At 72.2% G+C, this 16,638-nt stretch carries 14 protein-coding genes; 8 read left to right on the top strand and 6 right to left on the bottom strand.

What is annotated here, in order from left to right; translation table 11 throughout:
* Positions 1-285: 285 nt before the first annotated feature.
* From bldD to CXR44_RS01865, 6 genes are all read right to left on the bottom strand, one after another.
* Positions 286-780 carry a transcriptional regulator BldD gene (bldD, locus tag CXR44_RS01890; protein ID WP_101783066.1) on the bottom strand — a complete coding sequence of 165 codons (495 nt, stop codon included), beginning with the start codon at positions 778-780 and terminating at the stop codon, positions 286-288.
* Between the two features lie 291 nt (positions 781-1,071).
* Positions 1,072-1,950: a universal stress protein gene (locus tag CXR44_RS01885; RefSeq protein ID WP_101783065.1), complete on the bottom strand. Its 879-nt coding sequence runs from the start codon at positions 1,948-1,950 to the stop codon at positions 1,072-1,074.
* A 2-nt stretch (positions 1,951-1,952) separates the two neighbouring features.
* Positions 1,953-3,353: an amino acid permease gene (locus CXR44_RS01880; protein ID WP_101783064.1), complete on the bottom strand. Its 1,401-nt coding sequence runs from the start codon at positions 3,351-3,353 to the stop codon at positions 1,953-1,955.
* Positions 3,354-3,402: 49 nt separating this feature from the next.
* Positions 3,403-4,338 carry a carbamate kinase gene (gene arcC / locus CXR44_RS01875; RefSeq protein WP_101783063.1) on the bottom strand — a complete coding sequence of 312 codons (936 nt, stop codon included), beginning with the start codon at positions 4,336-4,338 and terminating at the stop codon, positions 3,403-3,405.
* 3 nt (positions 4,339-4,341) lie between these two features.
* Entirely contained in the window at positions 4,342-5,586 is a 1,245-nt protein-coding gene (locus CXR44_RS01870) for an arginine deiminase (RefSeq protein ID WP_101783062.1), read from the bottom strand.
* Positions 5,587-5,670: 84 nt separating this feature from the next.
* On the bottom strand, positions 5,671-5,964 hold the full coding sequence (locus CXR44_RS01865) for a DUF3040 domain-containing protein (RefSeq protein ID WP_101783061.1): 294 nt from the start codon (positions 5,962-5,964) through the stop codon (positions 5,671-5,673).
* A 190-nt stretch (positions 5,965-6,154) separates the two neighbouring features.
* On the opposite strand from CXR44_RS01865, the gene pyrR reads away from it, so the two are divergent.
* From pyrR to pyrF, 8 genes are all read left to right on the top strand, one after another.
* Positions 6,155-6,724, top strand: a complete 570-nt coding sequence (gene pyrR / locus CXR44_RS01860) for a bifunctional pyr operon transcriptional regulator/uracil phosphoribosyltransferase PyrR (protein WP_101783060.1) — start codon at positions 6,155-6,157, stop codon at positions 6,722-6,724.
* A complete protein-coding gene (locus CXR44_RS01855; protein ID WP_101783059.1) occupies positions 6,721-7,641 on the top strand; it encodes an aspartate carbamoyltransferase catalytic subunit in 921 nt (306 codons plus the stop codon). Before pyrR ends, CXR44_RS01855 begins: the two co-directional genes overlap by 4 nt.
* Before the next feature lie 67 nt (positions 7,642-7,708).
* Positions 7,709-8,998 carry a dihydroorotase gene (locus tag CXR44_RS01850; RefSeq protein WP_101783058.1) on the top strand — a complete coding sequence of 430 codons (1,290 nt, stop codon included), beginning with the start codon at positions 7,709-7,711 and terminating at the stop codon, positions 8,996-8,998.
* Positions 8,995-10,101 (top strand): glutamine-hydrolyzing carbamoyl-phosphate synthase small subunit, encoded by a 1,107-nt coding sequence (carA, locus tag CXR44_RS01845; protein WP_101783057.1) that lies wholly within the window; start codon positions 8,995-8,997, stop codon positions 10,099-10,101. Before CXR44_RS01850 ends, carA begins: the two co-directional genes overlap by 4 nt.
* The gene (gene carB / locus CXR44_RS01840) at positions 10,088-13,378 is read left to right on the top strand and encodes a carbamoyl-phosphate synthase large subunit (RefSeq protein WP_101783056.1); all 3,291 of its coding nucleotides are present in this window, start codon (positions 10,088-10,090) and stop codon (positions 13,376-13,378) included. Before carA ends, carB begins: the two co-directional genes overlap by 14 nt.
* 36 nt (positions 13,379-13,414) lie before the next feature.
* Entirely contained in the window at positions 13,415-14,266 is an 852-nt protein-coding gene (locus CXR44_RS01835; protein ID WP_245898748.1) for a dihydroorotate dehydrogenase electron transfer subunit, read from the top strand.
* A gap of 59 nt (positions 14,267-14,325) precedes the next feature.
* Positions 14,326-15,303 carry a dihydroorotate dehydrogenase gene (locus tag CXR44_RS01830; RefSeq protein ID WP_101783054.1) on the top strand — a complete coding sequence of 326 codons (978 nt, stop codon included), beginning with the start codon at positions 14,326-14,328 and terminating at the stop codon, positions 15,301-15,303.
* Positions 15,300-15,998: an orotidine-5'-phosphate decarboxylase gene (pyrF, locus tag CXR44_RS01825; protein WP_101783053.1), complete on the top strand. Its 699-nt coding sequence runs from the start codon at positions 15,300-15,302 to the stop codon at positions 15,996-15,998. The genes CXR44_RS01830 and pyrF overlap by 4 nt, the downstream gene beginning before the upstream one ends.
* The last annotated feature ends 640 nt before the right edge of the window (positions 15,999-16,638 follow it).

Raw genomic sequence — 16,638 nt, 5'->3', positions numbered from 1 at the left:
TCCCTTTCTGCGCTCGCCCTTTTCCTGCGCGTGCCCGTGACTCCCGCGCGTGACCGTGACTCCTGCGCGTGCCCGGGCCTTCTGCGCGTGTGCCCGTGACTCCTGCGCGTGCCCGTGATTCCCGCGCGTGCCCGTGACGCGCCTGGGTGCCTCTCCCCGCCCTCGACGGTCGTTCCCCGTCGGCGGCCGTTCGCGAAGGGCTCCGGGCATGGGTGAGGGGCGCGCCCGTGCGGTGGCGCGCCCCTCGGAGAGTCGCGGGTCAGCCCCTGGGGGCCACGAGGTCCGTCAGAACGACTCGACGGCGCGGCGGGCCTCGGCGTCGAGGACGCCCCAGTTGATGAGCTCCTCGGTGAGCTCGCTCGGCGACTTGTCGTAGATCACGGCCAGGGAGCGCAGGTCCTCCTGGCGGATCGACAGCACCTTGCCGTTGTAGTCGCCCCGCTGGCTCTGGATCGTGGCGGCGTAGCGGGCCAGGGCGCCCGCCTTCTCCTTCGGCAGCGTCGCGAGCCGTTCGAGGTCGATCACAAGCTTCGGGGTGGGGCCGAGCGGGCTGGGCGCGGCGCCGCCGGGCAGCAGCTCGGAGACGGGAACCCCGTAGAAGTCGGCAAGCTCGGCAAGCTTCTGCACCGTGACCGCTCGGTCGCCACGCTCGTACGAGCCCACGACCACGGCCTTCCACCGGCCACGTGACTTCTCCTCGACCCCGTGCAGGGACAGGCCCTGCTGGGTGCGGATGGCGCGCAGTCGTGCACCCAGCGACTTGGCGTACTCAGACGGCATCGTGTGGCCCCCCGGCTCTCTATGTGTTGCTCTCAGTAGATTGTGCTCCCTTGCGGCGAATGCCCGAGCCACCGGGGGTCTGGTGCCGAGGGAGGCTCCATCGGTGGCGGTGGCCATGGGTTTACCCCAATTCGCCGCGCGGTGCTGGTTACGCACAGTGACGGTAAAGGGGAGGACGCTCAAGGTCAAGCTGATTGGAAAAAAGATGCCGAATCCGATCCGGGAGACTACGTCGCAAAAGCCCCACATGTCCCATAAATAACGGCGATTCGTCATAGTTTGCCGGGTGTTTCACTGCTGTCGAGTGAGGATCATCACGGGGCGGGAGGCGGCACGTATGATCTTGACCGAGGTGTCCCCGAGAAAGACCCGGCGCAGCGGCCCGCTGCTGCTCGAGGCGCAGACCAGCAGGTCTCCGGTCCGCCAGGACGCCGCCCTGAGGGCCTGGGCGACGGTGCGGCCCTCCAGCACCTCCACCTCCACCGGGAGGCGGCCGCGGTGCCCCTCGGCGGCGGCGGCGAGGTCGGCGCAGGCCAGGTCGCGCAGGCGGTCCAGCATGTCCTGCTCGGCCTTCACCCGGCGGCCGCTGCTGACGAGCAGCGTCACCAGCCGCAGCGGCACGTCCAGCCGGACGGCGGCCTGGGCGGCCGAGGCGACGGCGGCGTCGGCGCCCGGCCCGCGCCGGTAGGCGAGCGTGATCCGCTCGAACGCCTCCGGCCGGGCGTCGGCGTAACCGCGGGGGGCCAGCAGGACGGGCACCGGCGAGGCGTGCAGGAGCTGGTCGGCGGTGCTGCCGACGGCGATGCGGCCCCTGCTGACGCCCGCGGCCGAGCCGATCACGACGACGTCGGCGCCGCGTTCGCGCGCGAGCTCCACCAGCCCGCGCCCGCTGCCCTTGTGGGAGTGGACGACGTAGTCGACGTCGCCGCCGGGCAGGTCGTCCACCTCCTGCCGGGCCCTGGCCAGCGTCGCCTCGGCCTGCTCGTCGAGGTAGGCGCGCCAGGCGCTCTCCTCGGCGCGGGCAGGTCCGGGCACGGTCCGCGCGGGCGGCTGCACGGTCGCCACCGTCAGGCGGCCTCCGGCCTGGCGGGTCAGCAGGGCGGCCAGCAGCAGCCCGTCGCGCCCCCGTGGCTCGGCGACGAACCCGCTCAGCACGTTGTCGAGCCTCATGGTCAGACCACCTCGGTGCTCAGCCGCGAGTTGCGGTAGCCGTACAGGAAGTAGCAGGCGAACCCGAGCAGCATCCACAGCCCGAACGCCAGCCAGGTCACCGCGGCGAGCCCGGCCATCACCACGCCGCACATGATCGCGCCGAGCACCGGTGTGGCGGGGAACAGCGGGGTGCGGAAGCTGCGTGGCAGGTCGGGCCGGCGGTGGCGCAGGACCAGCACGCCGACGTTGACGATGGCGAACGCGAACAGCGTGCCGATGCTGGTCGCCTCGGCGAGCTGCCCGAGGGGCACCAGCCCGGCCAGGACCGAGATGAACGCCGCCACGATCAGCGTGTTGGCGACCGGCACCTGGCGGCGCGGGTTCACCTTCTGGAACACGCGGGGGATGAGCCCGTCGCGGGACATGGCGAACAGGATGCGGGTCTGGCCGTACATGACGGTCAGCACGACGCTGGCGATGGCGATCGACGCGCCGAAGGAGACGACGAGCCCCGCCCAGGTCGAGCCGGTGGCCAGGTCGGCGATCCGCGCCAGGACGGCCTCGGTGCTCTCCGGGTCGAAGTCGCTCCACGGCATCGCGCCGACGGCGGCCACGGCGACCAGCACGTACAGGGCGGTCACCAGGGCCAGCGACAGGATGATCGCCAGCGGCAGGTCGCGTTTGGGGTTCCTGGCCTCCTCGCCGGCGGTGGAGGCGGCGTCGAAGCCGATGTAGGAGAAGAACACCTGGGAGGCCGCGGCCGTGACGCCGGCGACGCCCATCGGGGCGAACGGCGTGAAGTTGCCCGCCCGGAAGGCCGTGAAGGCCACCACGCAGAAGAACAGCAGCACGACCACCTTGATGAGCACGAACACGGCGTTGGCCGTGGCGCTCTCCGAGGCGCCGCGCAGCAGCAGCCAGGTGGCCAGCAGCACGATGAGGATCGCCATGAGGTTCACCACGCCGCCGTCCTGGCCGGGCGAGCCGATGATCGCCGGGGGCAGCGTCCAGCCGAACAGGCTCTGCAGGAACGAGTTGAGGTACTGCCCCCAGCCGACGGCCACCGCGGCGACCGACACGGCGTACTCCAGCATGAGACACCACCCGGCGACCCAGGCGACCAGTTCGCCGAGCGTCGCGTAGGCGTAGGAGTAGGAGGAGCCGGACACCGGGATCGTGCCGGCCAGTTCGGCGTAGGACAGGGCCGACAGCAGCGCCGTGACGGCGGCCAGGACGAACGCCAGCACCACGGCGGGCCCCGCCTTGGGCACGGCCTGCCCGAGGATCACGAAGATGCCGGTGCCGAGGGTGGCGCCGACGCTGAACAGCGTGAGCTGCCACAGCGACATCGTGCGGCGCAGCTCGCCGCCCTCACCCCGGCCGCCCTCCGCCACGATCATGTCGGCCGGCTTGGTCCGCATCAGCCGTCGAGCCAGTGTCACGGTGACCTCCCAGATGGGCAAGCGGGTGCTACAGCGTGCTCGTGAGGGGCCAGCGGGCGTTGGGGGTGACGATGGTGCCAGCGGAGCCGTCGAGGATGCGTTCGGACTGGTCGAGCCTGCCGATGGCGGCCATGTCGCCGGTCGTCTCGACGAACCTGCACGCCGCCTCCACCTTCGGCCCCATGGACCCGGCCGGGAAGTCGAGGGCGCGCAGCTCGTGCGGGGTGGTGTGGGCGATCTCGCGCTGCAGCGGGGTGCCGAAGCCGCGCATGACCCGCGGCACGTCGGTGAGGACGAGGAAGGCGTCGCACTCCAGCGCCTCGGCCAGCACCGACGCCGTCAGGTCCTTGTCGATGACCGCCTCGACACCGGACAGGCGGCCGTGCTCGTCGCGGATGACCGGGATGCCGCCGCCGCCCGCGCAGACGACCACGACCCCCTCGCGCAGCAGCCGGCGGATGAGCCTGGTCTCCACCACGCGGCGCGGCGCGGGGGAGGGGACGACGCGCCGCCAGTGGTCGCCGTCGGGCCGGATCGTCCAGCCGTACTCGCCGGCCAGCTTCTCGGCCTCCTCGCGGTCGTAGACCTGGCCGACGAACTTGGTCGGGTCGCCGAAGGCGGGATCGACGGCGGAGACGAGCGTCTGGGTGACCATGGCGATCACCTGCCGGCCGGGCAGGGCGTTCTGCAGGGCCTGCTGCATCCAGTAGCCGATCATGCCCTGGGTCTGCGCGCCGAGCGTGTCGAACGGGTACGGCCGGCTCAGGCCGGGGTCGGAAGCGCTCTGCAGGGCCAGCAGGCCGATCTGCGGGCCGTTGCCGTGCGTGATGATCAGCTCGTGCCGCTCGGCCAGCCGGGCCAGCTCCTTCACGGAGGCGGCGACGTTGGCGATCTGCTGCTCGGCGTCGGGTCGCTGCCCGCGCCGCAGGACGGCGTTGCCGCCGAGCGCGACGATGACGCGCATGGCTCAGACGCCGTCACGCTCGAGCGGGCAGCTCATGCAGCGGGGCCCGCCGCGCCCCCTGCCGAGCTCGCTGCCGCGGATGGTGATCACCTCGACGCCGTTGGCGCGCAGGAAGTTGTTGGTGGTGGTGTTGCGCTCGTAGGCGATCACCACGCCCGGCTCGACGGCCAGCGCGTTGCAGCCGTCGTCCCACTGCTCGCGCTCGGCCGCGTAGACGTCCTGGGTGGGGGTGAGGACCTTGATGTCGTCCAGGTCCAGTGCCCGCGCGATCGCCCGGTGCATGTCCTCGGGCGGGTGGTCGGTGACCTTGAGCTCCTTCTCGGTGTCGCCCGGCTCGATCGTGTACGAGGGCAGCATGCCGAGTCCGGCGTACTTGGTGAACACGTCCGCGTCCACCATGGTCATCACGGTGTCGAGGTGCATGAAGGCGCGTGCCTTCGGCATGTCCAGGGCCACGATGCGCCGTACCGAGCCCGCCTGGAACAGGTGCCGGGCGAGCATCTCGACGGCCTGCGGCTGGGTGCGCTCGCTCATCCCGACGAGCACCGCGCCGCGGCCGATGACGAGCACGTCGCCGCCCTCCAGCGTGGCGGGCGCGATCGTGTGGCCGGGCAGCCAGACGTGGTAGCCGTCCTTCTGCGGCCGGTCGAAGCCCTCGGCGAAGGTGGGGTGGAACTGGTAGACGGCCTCCATGTTCACCGTCTCGCGCATGCGCGCCTTCTTGCGCATGGCGTTGACCGAGACGCCGTCGTAGATCCAGCACGACGGGTCGCGGGTGAACAGGTGGTTGGGCAGCGGAGGCAGCACGAAGCCGTCGTCGTGCAGCGCGTGGAAGGCCACCGACTTGGGGTCGCAGCCCAGCTCGACCAGCTCGCGCTTGGTGACGCCGCCGGTCAGGTAGGTCTGCAGGGACGCCGAGTCGAGGGCGTCGAGCGTGTTGCGGATGTCGTCGACGGCCAGCGGGCCGAGGAACCGCTCGTCCACGACCGCGTCGAGGATGTGCTTGCGGGCCTCGGGGATCTCGACGGTCTCGCGCAGCAGGTCGCCGAGGATGTGGACGGTGACGCCGCGCTCGCGCAGCACCTGCTGGAACTCCTCGTGCTCCTCCACGGCGCGTTGCACCCAGAGCACGTCGTCGAACAGGAACTCGTCCTTGTTGGTGGGGGTGAGCCGCTTGAGCGCGAGGTCCGGCCGGTGCAGGAGCACCTGGCGGAGCCGGCCCACCTCCGAATCGACATGGAAGGTCATTGGTCCTATATCCCCCCGAGGACCCGACCGTCACGTCCGGACGGTGACGCCCTGTCCACCGCGACCCGTCACGCCTCCGGCGCGCTACCTGTCCCGGGGGGCGGGGGTGAGGAGCATGGCGACGGCGAGCACCGCGAGGCCGGCCGCCACGAGGCCGACCGTCCTGCCGTAGTCGATCTTCTCGCGCCCGGTCCCGCCGGGGGAGGCGGGCCGGCGGGCGGCGCGCTGGGAGCTCACCGGGGCGACAGGCGCGATGCGCTCGGCCGTCACCGGACCGGTGCCGAGCCGGGCGAGGCCGTGGGCCAGTCCGGGGTCCTCGGCCTCGATCTGGCGGGCGATGTCCTTGAGGACCAGTCGCTGACGTGCGGACAGCGTCATGGCGCTAAACCTTCCACAGGGATACTTTGAGGAGGTTTTATACCTTTTTATCCGCTTTTTGCCAAGTCGACGGCCCGATCGCCCGGTGCGGGCGGCCCCTCCCGTCGTGGCTGGTGGGCCCTGGTACTGTGGGGGCCGACCAACACCCTTTAAGCCCCGTCCCGTGAGGCGGGAAAGGTGGTGACCTCCCATGTCCGAATCCAGGCCCGAATCCAGGGCCGAGTCCCGGGCGGTCCTCGAAGGCCCGGACATCCACCGGGCGCTGACCCGCATCGCGCACGAGATCCTCGAACGCACCAAGGGCGCCGACGAGGTCGTCCTCCTCGGCATCCCCACCCGCGGCGCCACCCTGGCCCGCCGGCTCGGCGAGCGCATCGAGCAGTTCGAGGGCGTCAAGGTCCCCGTCGGCTCGATCGACATCACGATGTACCGCGACGACCTGCGGCTCAAGCCGGCCCGCCCGCTCGGCCACACCGAGCTGCCGCCCGACGGCGTCGACGGCAAGATCGTCGTCCTCGTCGACGACGTCCTCTACTCCGGCCGCACCGTCCGGGCCGCGCTCGACGCGCTCAACGACCTCGGCCGCCCCACCGCCGTCCAGCTCGCCACCCTGGTCGACCGCGGCCACCGCGAGCTGCCCATCCGCGCCGACTACGTGGGCAAGAACCTCCCCACCGCCAAGAGCGAGAAGGTCAAGGTCTTCCTCCAGGAGACCGACGGGCGCGAGGCCGTGCTGCTCATCAAGGAGGCCGCCAAGTGAACCGTCACCTCATCTCCGCCGGCGACCTCGCCAAGGACGACGCCCTGCTCATCCTCGACACCGCCGAGGAGCTGGCCAGGGTCTCGGAACGGTCCATCAAGAAGCTGCCCACGCTGCGCGGCCGCACCGTGGTCAACCTCTTCTTCGAGGACTCCACCCGCACCCGCATCTCCTTCGAGGCGGCGGCCAAGCGGCTGTCCGCCGACGTGATCAACTTCTCGGCCAAGGGCTCCAGCGTCTCCAAGGGCGAGTCGCTCAAGGACACCGCGCTGACCCTGGAGGCCATGGGCGCCGACGCGGTCGTCATCCGCCACGGCGCCTCCGGCGCGCCGCACCGCCTGGCCACCTGGGTGCGCGGCAGCGTCGTCAACGCCGGCGACGGCACCCACGAGCACCCCACGCAGGCCCTGCTCGACGCCTTCTCCATGCGCCGCCGTCTGGGCGGCCTCGACGGCCGCCGCATCACGATCGTCGGCGACGTGCTGCACAGCCGCGTCGCCCGCTCCAACGTGCTTCTGCTCGCCACGCTCGGCGCCGAGGTCACCCTGGTGGCCCCGCCCACGCTGCTGCCCGTCGCCGTCGGCACCTGGCCGTGCGAGGTCTCCTACGACCTCGACGCGGTGCTGCCCAAGTCCGACGCGGTGATGATGCTGCGGGTGCAGAAGGAGCGGATGAACGCCGCCTACTTCCCCAGCGAGCGCGAGTACTCCCGCCGCTACGGCCTCGACCGCGACCGCTTCGCCAAGATGCCCGACGACGCGATCGTCATGCATCCCGGCCCGATGAACCGCGGCATGGAGATCGCCGCCGAGGTGGCCGACTCGCCCCGCTCGACCATCGTCGAGCAGGTCGCCAACGGCGTGACCATCCGCATGGCCGTCCTGTACCTGCTGCTCGGAGGAGAGACCGTAGCGTGAGCGAGCGCAGCGAACGAACCCACGGGCACAGCACCATCATGATCGCCATGCCGGCGAAGGAGACTCGATGATCATCAAGAACGTGAGGATCCTCGGCGGCGACCCCGTGGACCTCCGGCTCCACGACGGCCTCATCGCCGAGATCGGCCCCGGCCTGACCGGCGCCGGCGAGACGGTCGACGGCGGCGGCGCCGTCGTCCTGCCCGGCCTGGTCGACCTGCACACCCACCTGCGCGAGCCCGGCCGCGAGGACGCCGAGACCGTGCAGACCGGCACCCAGTCGGCCGCCCGCGGCGGCTACACCGCCGTGCACGCCATGGCCAACACCTCGCCCGTCGCCGACACCGCCGGCGTCGTCGAGCAGGTCTGGCGGCTAGGCCGCGAGCACGGCCACTGCGACGTCCAGCCCGTCGGCGCCGTCACCGTCGGCCTGGAGGGCAGGCAGCTCGCCGAACTCGGCGCGATGGCCGACTCCGCCGCCCGGGTCCGGGTCTTCTCCGACGACGGCAAGTGCGTCAGCGACGCCGTGCTTATGCGCCGCGCGCTGGAGTACGTCAAGGCCTTCGACGGCGTCGTCGCCCAGCACGCCCAGGAGCCCCGGCTCACCGAGGGCGCGCAGATGAACGAGGGCGTCGTCTCCGGCCGGCTCGGCCTGACCGGCTGGCCCGCCGTCGCCGAGGAGGCGATCATCGCCCGCGACTGCCTGCTCGCCGCGCACGTCGGCTCCAGGCTGCACGTCTGCCACGTCTCCACCGCGGGATCCGTCGAGATCATCCGCTGGGCCAAGTCCAAGGGCTGGAACGTCACGGCCGAGGTCACCCCGCACCACCTGCTGCTGACCGACGACCTGGTCGAGGACTCCCCGGTCGGCGCCTACAACCCCATCTACAAGGTCAACCCGCCGCTGCGCACCCGCGCCGACGTCGAGGCGCTGCGCGCCGCGCTGGCCGACGGCACGATCGACGTCGTCGCCACCGACCACGCCCCCCACCCGGTCGAGGACAAGGAGACCGAGTGGTCGGCCGCGGCCATGGGCATGGTCGGCCTGGAGACCGCGCTCAGCGTGGTCCAGGAGGCGATGGTCGACACCGGCCTGCTCGACTGGGCGGGCGTCGCCGACCGCATGTCCGCCGCGCCGGCCCGCATCGGCCGGCTGCCCGGCCACGGGCAGCCCCTCGAGGTGGGCGCCCCGGCCAACCTCACCCTCTACGACCCCTCCGGCCGCACCCCGGTCGACCCCGCCGCCTTCGCCTCCAAGAGCCGCAACACCCCGTACGAGGGCATGACGCTGCCGGGCCGGGTGGTCGCGACCTTCCTGCGCGGCAGGGCCACCGTTCTCGAAGGGAAGCTCACGTGACCGACGCGCTGCTCGTACTCGAAGACGGGCGGGTCTTCCGCGGCACCCCGTACGGTGCCGTGGGCGAGACGTTCGGCGAGATGGTCTTCAACACCGGCATGACCGGCTACCAGGAGACCCTCACCGACCCGTCCTACCACCGCCAGATCGTCGCCATGACCGCCCCGCACATCGGCAACACCGGCGTCAACGACGAGGACCCCGAGTCCGGTCGCGTCTGGGTCGCCGGCTACGTCGTGCGCGAGCCGTCCCGCGTCGTCTCCAACTGGCGGGCCAACCGCTCGCTCGACGACTACCTCAAGGAGCAGGGCGTCGTCGGCATCGCCATGCCCGGCACCCGCGCCCTGACCCGCCACCTGCGCGAGCGCGGCGCCATGCGCGCCGGCATCTTCAGCGCTCCCGCCGAGCCGGTGGCGGCCCTCGTCGAGCGCGTCCGCCAGGCGCCCGCCATGGCCGGCGCCGACCTGGCCGCCGAGGTCGCCACCACCGAGCCGTACGTCGTGCCCGCCATCGGCGCCAAGCGGTTCACCGTCGCGGCCGTCGACCTCGGCATCAAGGGCATGACCCCGCACCGGATGGCCGAGCGCGGCTGCGAGGTGCACGTGCTGCCCGCCACCGCCACCGCCGGCGACATCCTGGCCGTCCGGCCCGACGGGGTGTTCTTCTCCAACGGCCCCGGCGACCCCGCCACCGCCGACATCGGGCCGCTGCGCGAGGTGCTGGCGAGCGGCACGCCGTTCTTCGGCATCTGTTTCGGCAACCAGCTGTTCGGCCGCGCCCTGGGCCTGTCCACCTACAAGCTGCGCTACGGCCACCGCGGGGTCAACCAGCCCGTCCAGGACGTGCGCACCGGCAAGGTCGAGATCTCCGCCCACAACCACGGGTTCGCCGTCGAGGCGCCGCTCGACGGGCCGTTCGAGACGCCGTACGGCCCGGCCGAGGTCAGCCACGTCAACCTCAACGACCGCTGCGTCGAGGGGCTCCGGCTGCTCGACGGGCGGGCGTTCAGCGTCCAGTACCACCCCGAGGCCGCGGCCGGCCCGCACGACGCCGCCTACCTGTTCGACGAGTTCTGTGAGGTCATGACCCGTGCCCAAGCGTGAGGACATCAGGTCGGTCCTGGTGATCGGCTCCGGCCCGATCGTGATCGGCCAGGCGTGCGAGTTCGACTACTCCGGCACCCAGGCCTGCCGCGTGCTGCGGGCCGAGGGCTTCCGCGTCATCCTCGTCAACAGCAACCCGGCGACGATCATGACGGACCCGGAGTTCGCCGACGCCACCTACGTCGAGCCCATCACCCCCGAGTACGTCGAGAAGATCATCGCCAAGGAGCGGCCCGACGCGCTGCTGCCCACCCTGGGCGGGCAGACCGCGCTCAACACCGCGGTCGCCCTGCACGAGTCGGGCGTCCTGGAGCGCTACGAGGTCGAGCTGATCGGCGCCGACTTCGACGCGATCCAGGCCGGCGAGAACCGCGAGCGGTTCAAGGAGATCGTCGCCAAGGTCGCCCGCGAGCACGGGCTCAACGCCGAGTCGGCCCGCTCGGTCATCTGCCACTCCATGGACGAGGTCCTGGCCGCCGCCGGAGAGCTGGGCTTCCCGCTGGTCGTGCGGCCGTCCTTCACCATGGGCGGCGTCGGCTCCGGGTTCGCCTACGACGAGGCCGACCTGCGGCGCATCGCCGGGGCCGGGCTCGACGCCTCGCCGACCACCGAGGTGCTCCTGGAGGAGTCGATCCTCGGCTGGAAGGAGTACGAGCTGGAGGTCATGCGCGACAAGGCCGACAACGTCGTCATCGTCTGCTCCATCGAGAACATCGACCCGATGGGCGTGCACACCGGCGACAGCGTCACCGTGGCCCCCGCGCTGACCCTGACCGACCGCGAGTACCAGAACATGCGCGACGTGGCCATCGCGGTCATCCGCGAGGTCGGCGTCGACACCGGCGGCTGCAACATCCAGTTCGCCGTCGACCCGCGCACCGGCCGCATGATCGTCATCGAGATGAACCCGCGCGTGTCGCGCTCGTCGGCCCTGGCGTCGAAGGCGACCGGCTTCCCGATCGCCAAGATCGCCGCCAAGCTGGCCATCGGCTACACGCTCGACGAGATCCCCAACGACATCACCAAGGAGACCCCGGCCTCCTTCGAGCCGACCCTCGACTACATCGTCGTCAAGGTGCCGCGCTTCGCGTTCGAGAAGTTCCACGGCGCCGACCGTACGCTCACCACCCACATGAAGTCGGTCGGCGAGGCGATGGCCATCGGCCGCTCCTTCCCCGAGGCGCTGCAGAAGGCGCTGCGGTCGATGGAGAAGCCCGGCTCGTCGTTCTCCTGGGCGCCCGGCGAGCAGCTCGCCAAGGACGAGCTGCTGGCCGCCTGCCGCACGCCGCACGACGGGCGGCTGCGCACCATGCAGCAGGCCATCCGGGCGGGCGCCACCGCCGAGGAGCTGTACGAGGCGACCAGCGTCGACCCGTGGTTCCTCGACCAGCTCTTCCTCCTGCACGAGGAGGCCGGCGTCCTCGGTGCGGCCCCCGAGCTGACCCCGCAGGTGCTGGAGCGGGCCAAGCGCCACGGCTTCAGCGACGCGCAGATCGCCGAGATCCGCGGCGTCGACGAGGCCAGGGTGCGCGACCTGCGCCACGCGCTCGGCGTGCGGCCCGTCTACAACACGGTCGACACCTGCGCCGCCGAGTTCGCCGCCCGCACCCCCTACCTCTACTCCACCTACGACGAGGAGACCGAGGTCCCCCAGGGGGAGCGGCCCAAGGTCATCATCCTCGGCTCCGGGCCCAACCGCATCGGCCAGGGCATCGAGTTCGACTACGCCTGCGTGCACGCCTCCTTCGAGCTGTCGCGGGCCGGGTTCGAGACCGTCATGGTCAACTGCAACCCCGAGACCGTCTCCACCGACTACGACACCTCCGACCGGCTCTACTTCGAGCCGCTGACCCTGGAGGACGTGCTGGAGGTCGTGCACGCCGAGCAGCAGACCGGCCCCGTGGTCGGCGTCATCGTGCAGCTCGGCGGGCAGACGCCGCTCGGCCTCGCGCAGGCGCTCAAGGACGCGGGCGTGCCCGTCGTCGGCACCTCGCCCGAGTCGATCCACCTGGCCGAGGAGCGCGGCGCGTTCGGCCGGGTGCTCGCCGAGGCCGGGCTGCCCGCGCCCCGCCACGGCACCGCCACCACCGTCGCCGAGGCGCTGGGCGTCGCCCAGGACATCGGCTACCCCGTGCTCGTGCGCCCCTCCTACGTGCTGGGCGGCGCCGGCATGGCCATCGTCTACGACGACGAGACCCTCACCCGCTACATGGCGGGCCAGGAGGGCGGCCACCCGGTGCTGGTCGACAAGTTCCTCGACGAGGCCGTCGAGATCGACGTCGACGCCCTCTACGACGGCACCGAGCTCTACCTGGGCGGCGTCATGGAGCACATCGAGGAGGCCGGCATCCACTCCGGCGACTCGGCGTGCGCGCTGCCGCCCATCACGCTCGGCAGCCACGACATCAAGCGCATCCGCGCCGCCACCGAGGGCATCGCCCGCGGCGTCGGCGTGCGCGGGCTGCTCAACGTCCAGTACGCCATGTCGGCCGGCGTCCTGTACGTCCTGGAGGCCAACCCGCGCGCCAGCCGTACCGTGCCGTTCGTGTCCAAGGCGACGGCGGTGCCGCTCGCCAAGGCGGCGGCCCGTGTCATGCTCGGCGCGTCGATCGCCTCGCTGCGCGAGGAGGGCATGCTGCCCGCCACCGGCGACGGCGGCACGCTGCCGCTGGAGGCGTCCATCGCGGTCAAGGAGGCGGTGCTGCCGTTCAACCGGTTCCGCGGGGTGGACATCGTGCTGGGGCCCGAGATGCGCTCGACCGGCGAGGTCATGGGCATCGACGAGTTCTTCGGCATCGCCTACGCCAAGTCGCAGGCCGGCGCCTACGGCGAGCTGCCCACCAAGGGGCGCGCGTTCGTGTCCGTGGCCAACCGCGACAAGCGGGCCATGATCTTCCCCGTGCGGGCGCTGGCCGACCTCGGCTTCGAGATCCTGGCCACCGAGGGCACGGCCGAGGTGCTGCGCCGCAACGGCGTCCATGCCAAGATCGTGCGCAAGCACAGCGAGGGCCCCGGACCCGGAGGTGAGCCGACGATCGTGCAGTGCATCCTGGACGGCGAGATCGACCTGATCGTCAACACGCCGTTCGGCAGCCCCGGCCAGTCCGGCCCGCGGCTCGACGGCTACGAGATCCGCACCGCCGCGGTGCTGCGCGGCATCCCGTGCATCACCACGGTGGCGGGACTCGCCGCGGCCGCCGCGGGCATGCAGGCCATCATGCGCGGCGACGTCGGCGTACGGTCTCTCCAGGAGCACGCACGGGCGCTTCGGGGATAGCCCCCCGGGAGGTGAAGGAGACTGGCCGGCACACCGGTGCAGGTGACGGGCACGGTGCTGACCACGCGCCGGGTCGACGCCTACCATGCGCTGACCGTGGTGGCGCCCGGCATCGCCGAGCGCTATCGTCCCGGCCACTTCGTGTCCGTCGCGGTCGGGGGAGCGCAGACGTCGATGATCACCCGGCGCGCCCTGACCGTCCACGACGTCAAGCCCGACTACGGCGGCACGGTGGAGCTGGTCTTCACCGTGCGCGGCCCCGGCACCGCCTGGCTGGCCGAGCGCCGCGCCCGCGACACGCTCGACCTGGTCGGGCCGCTGGGGCGGCCGTTCCCGCTGCCGCGCGACCCCGTGCACTGCGTGCTCGTCGGCGCCGAGTACGGCTCGGCCGTGCTGTTCCCGGTGGCCGACGCGCTCATGGAACGCGGCTGCCGGGTCGACTTCCTGCTGGGCGGGGCCAGCGCCGACCGGGTGTTCGGGGCGATGCGGGCCCGGCGGATGGCCGAGACCACCACCCTCACCACCGAGGACGGCTCGCTCGGCCTGCGCGGCAAGGTCACCGACGCGCTGCCGTCGGTGATCGCCGACACCCGGGCCGACGCCGTCTACGCCTGCGGACCGATGGAGACGCTGCGCGCGGTCACCGCGGTGGCGATCGAGTTCGACATCCCGGTGCAGGTGGCGGTGGAGGAGTCGATGGCCTGCGGGATCGGGGTGTGCATGACGTGCGTCATCCCGGTCATCGGCGACGACGGGGCGACCAGGATGGTGCGCGCCTGCGCCGAGGGGCCGGTGTTCCGGGGGGAGCGGGTGCGGTTCGAGGACGTGGGGACCATCCCGTTCGACGCCCTCGGCGCGCCCGGGGGCGGTGCTCGCCATGCGGGCTGAGCCGCACGGGCCGTCCGTGACGCGCGCCGCCAGCCACCGGCCCGGCGCGGTGGCGTGACATGCCCGTGGACATGCGGACGTTCCTCGCGCACGTCGAACTCGCCAACCCCATCACCACCGCCGCCGGCTGCGCCGCGTCCGGGCGGGAGCTGGCCCAGTTCTTCGACCTGCACCGGCTCGGCGCGCTCGCCACCCGGTCCATCACCATGGCCCCGCGCGCCGGCCGTCCCACGCCGCGCATGGCCGAGACGCCCTCCGGCATGCTCAACGCCGTCGGGCTGCAGGGCCCCGGCATCGACGCCTTCCTCGAACGCGAGCTGCCCTGGCTCGCCCAGCGCGGCATCCGCACCATCGTCTCGATCGGCGGCGGCACGGTCGCCGAATACTCCGAGCTGGCCCGCCGGCTCGCCGACGCCCCCGGCGTGACCGCGCTGGAGGTCAACCTGTCCTGCCCGAACATCGAGGACCGCGGCCGGGTCTTCGCCCGCGAGGGCAGCGCCGCCGCCGAGGTCATCGCCTCGGTCCGGTCCATCATGCGCTACGACGTGCCCGTCGTGGCCAAGCTCGCCCCCGACGTGGCCGACATCGTCGCCGTGGCCCGCGCCTGCGTGGACGCCGGGGCCGACGCCCTGTCCATGATCAACAACCCGCTGGGCATGGCCATCGACACCGAGGCGCTGCGGCCCTCGCTCGCCGCCGTGACCGGCGGGCTGTCCGGGCCGGCCATCCTGCCCATCGCCGTACGGTGTGTGTGGCAGGTGCACGCCGCGCTGCCCGGAGTGCCGCTGATCGGCGTCGGCGGCGTCATGACCGGCGCGGACGCCTTCCAGCTCATCCTGGCCGGCGCCTGCGCGGTCGGGGTCGGGACGGCGCTGTTCCACGACCCGTACGCGTGCCTGCGCATCGAGCGCGAGCTCGAGGACCTGCTGCAGGCGCGTGGCTTCCAGCGGCTGGCCGACGCCGTCGGCCTGGCCCACCGTCCGCCGGGGAGCGCCCCCCGGCACCTGCTCGTCGACTCCGAGGAGAGCTCCCCGTGACGCCCGCACCCATCGCCGTCGCCCTCGACGCCCCCGACCTGGAGACCGCCGCCCGGTGGGCCGGCCTGGTGACTCCGCACGTCAGCACGGTCAAGGTGGGCCTGGAGCTCTACCTGCGTTACGGCCCCGACGTGATCGCCTCCGTACGGGGGGCCAGCGGTGTGAGCGTCTTCCTCGACCTGAAGCTGCACGACATCCCCAACACCGTCGCGGGGGCCGCGAGGGCAGTCGCCCGGCTCCGGCCGGCCATCCTCACCGTGCACGCCACCGGCGGCCCGAAGATGATCCGGGCGGCGGTGGAGGCGGCGCCGCACACGCAGATCGCCTCCGTCACGGTCCTGACGTCGCTCACGGAGGCCGATCTCGGCCGCATCGGCATCGAGGGACCCGCCGACGACGCCGTGCGCCGTCTGGCCGCCATGTCGGTCGAGGCGGGCGCCACGGCACTCGTCTGCAGCCCGAACGAGGTGGCGGCGGTGCGCGCCGAAGTCGGGCCGGGCATCACGCTCATCACGCCGGGTGTGCGGCCCGCGGGGGCCGACACGCAGGACCAGGCGCGCGTCGCCACGCCCGAGCAGGCGCTCGCCGACGGCGCCGACCTCCTGGTCATCGGACGCCCCATCACCGGCGCCCCGGACCCGGGCGCGGCCGCCGCCACCATCGCCGCCGCCCTGCGCCGCACCACCCCGTCCTGACGCCCCACGCGTCCGCGGCCTGGCCTGGCCTGGTCCACGGCCCGCGTCCGGTCGCCCGCGGGCACGGCGATCCGTGACCCGGCCCGAAGGCGCGGGTCGCGGCCGTCCTCGCCGGCCGGCCCGCGTGGTCGCGGCCGCCCTCGCCGATCGCGGCGGTCCTCTCCGACCGGCTCGCGCGCGCACTCCGGCGGGGCCGGGAAGGGACGACGGGCGGTGCGCGGGGCCGGGCTCGCCGCGCTCACCCCACACCAAGACGCGGCACGCCCGGACGGGCGACGGCCGGACCCCGCCAAAGATCGTCGCCACCCGCGTGCGGCGGTCCGACGACAAGATCGTGGACAGCGCGCCTGAACACCCCGCGTACAAGATCAAATCATGGCACAGACGCCGTCGTGACGCGACCTGGATCATGATGCCATCGGGTTTGGGACGCAGGTGGGAGCCGGGTTTCGGACGGGAGTGATCGACGGAAATGTGATCATCGTCCCATTCGGCCGAACTGTCGCGTGTCCCCCCGGAAACGGGGAAGTGGAGGCGATTCGATCACCTGACCGTAGTTTTACCTGCACGGAAAGTGATGAAGTTGATTTTGTAGCGGGAGAAACCGCCTTTGGCGTTGCTTAGGGGGCGATGACCAGCT

Origin of the sequence: Nonomuraea indica (assembly GCF_002850745.1) — a bacterium.
Classification (GTDB): domain Bacteria; phylum Actinomycetota; class Actinomycetes; order Streptosporangiales; family Streptosporangiaceae; genus Nonomuraea; species Nonomuraea indica.
This window is presented reverse-complemented; position numbering and strand designations above follow the sequence as displayed.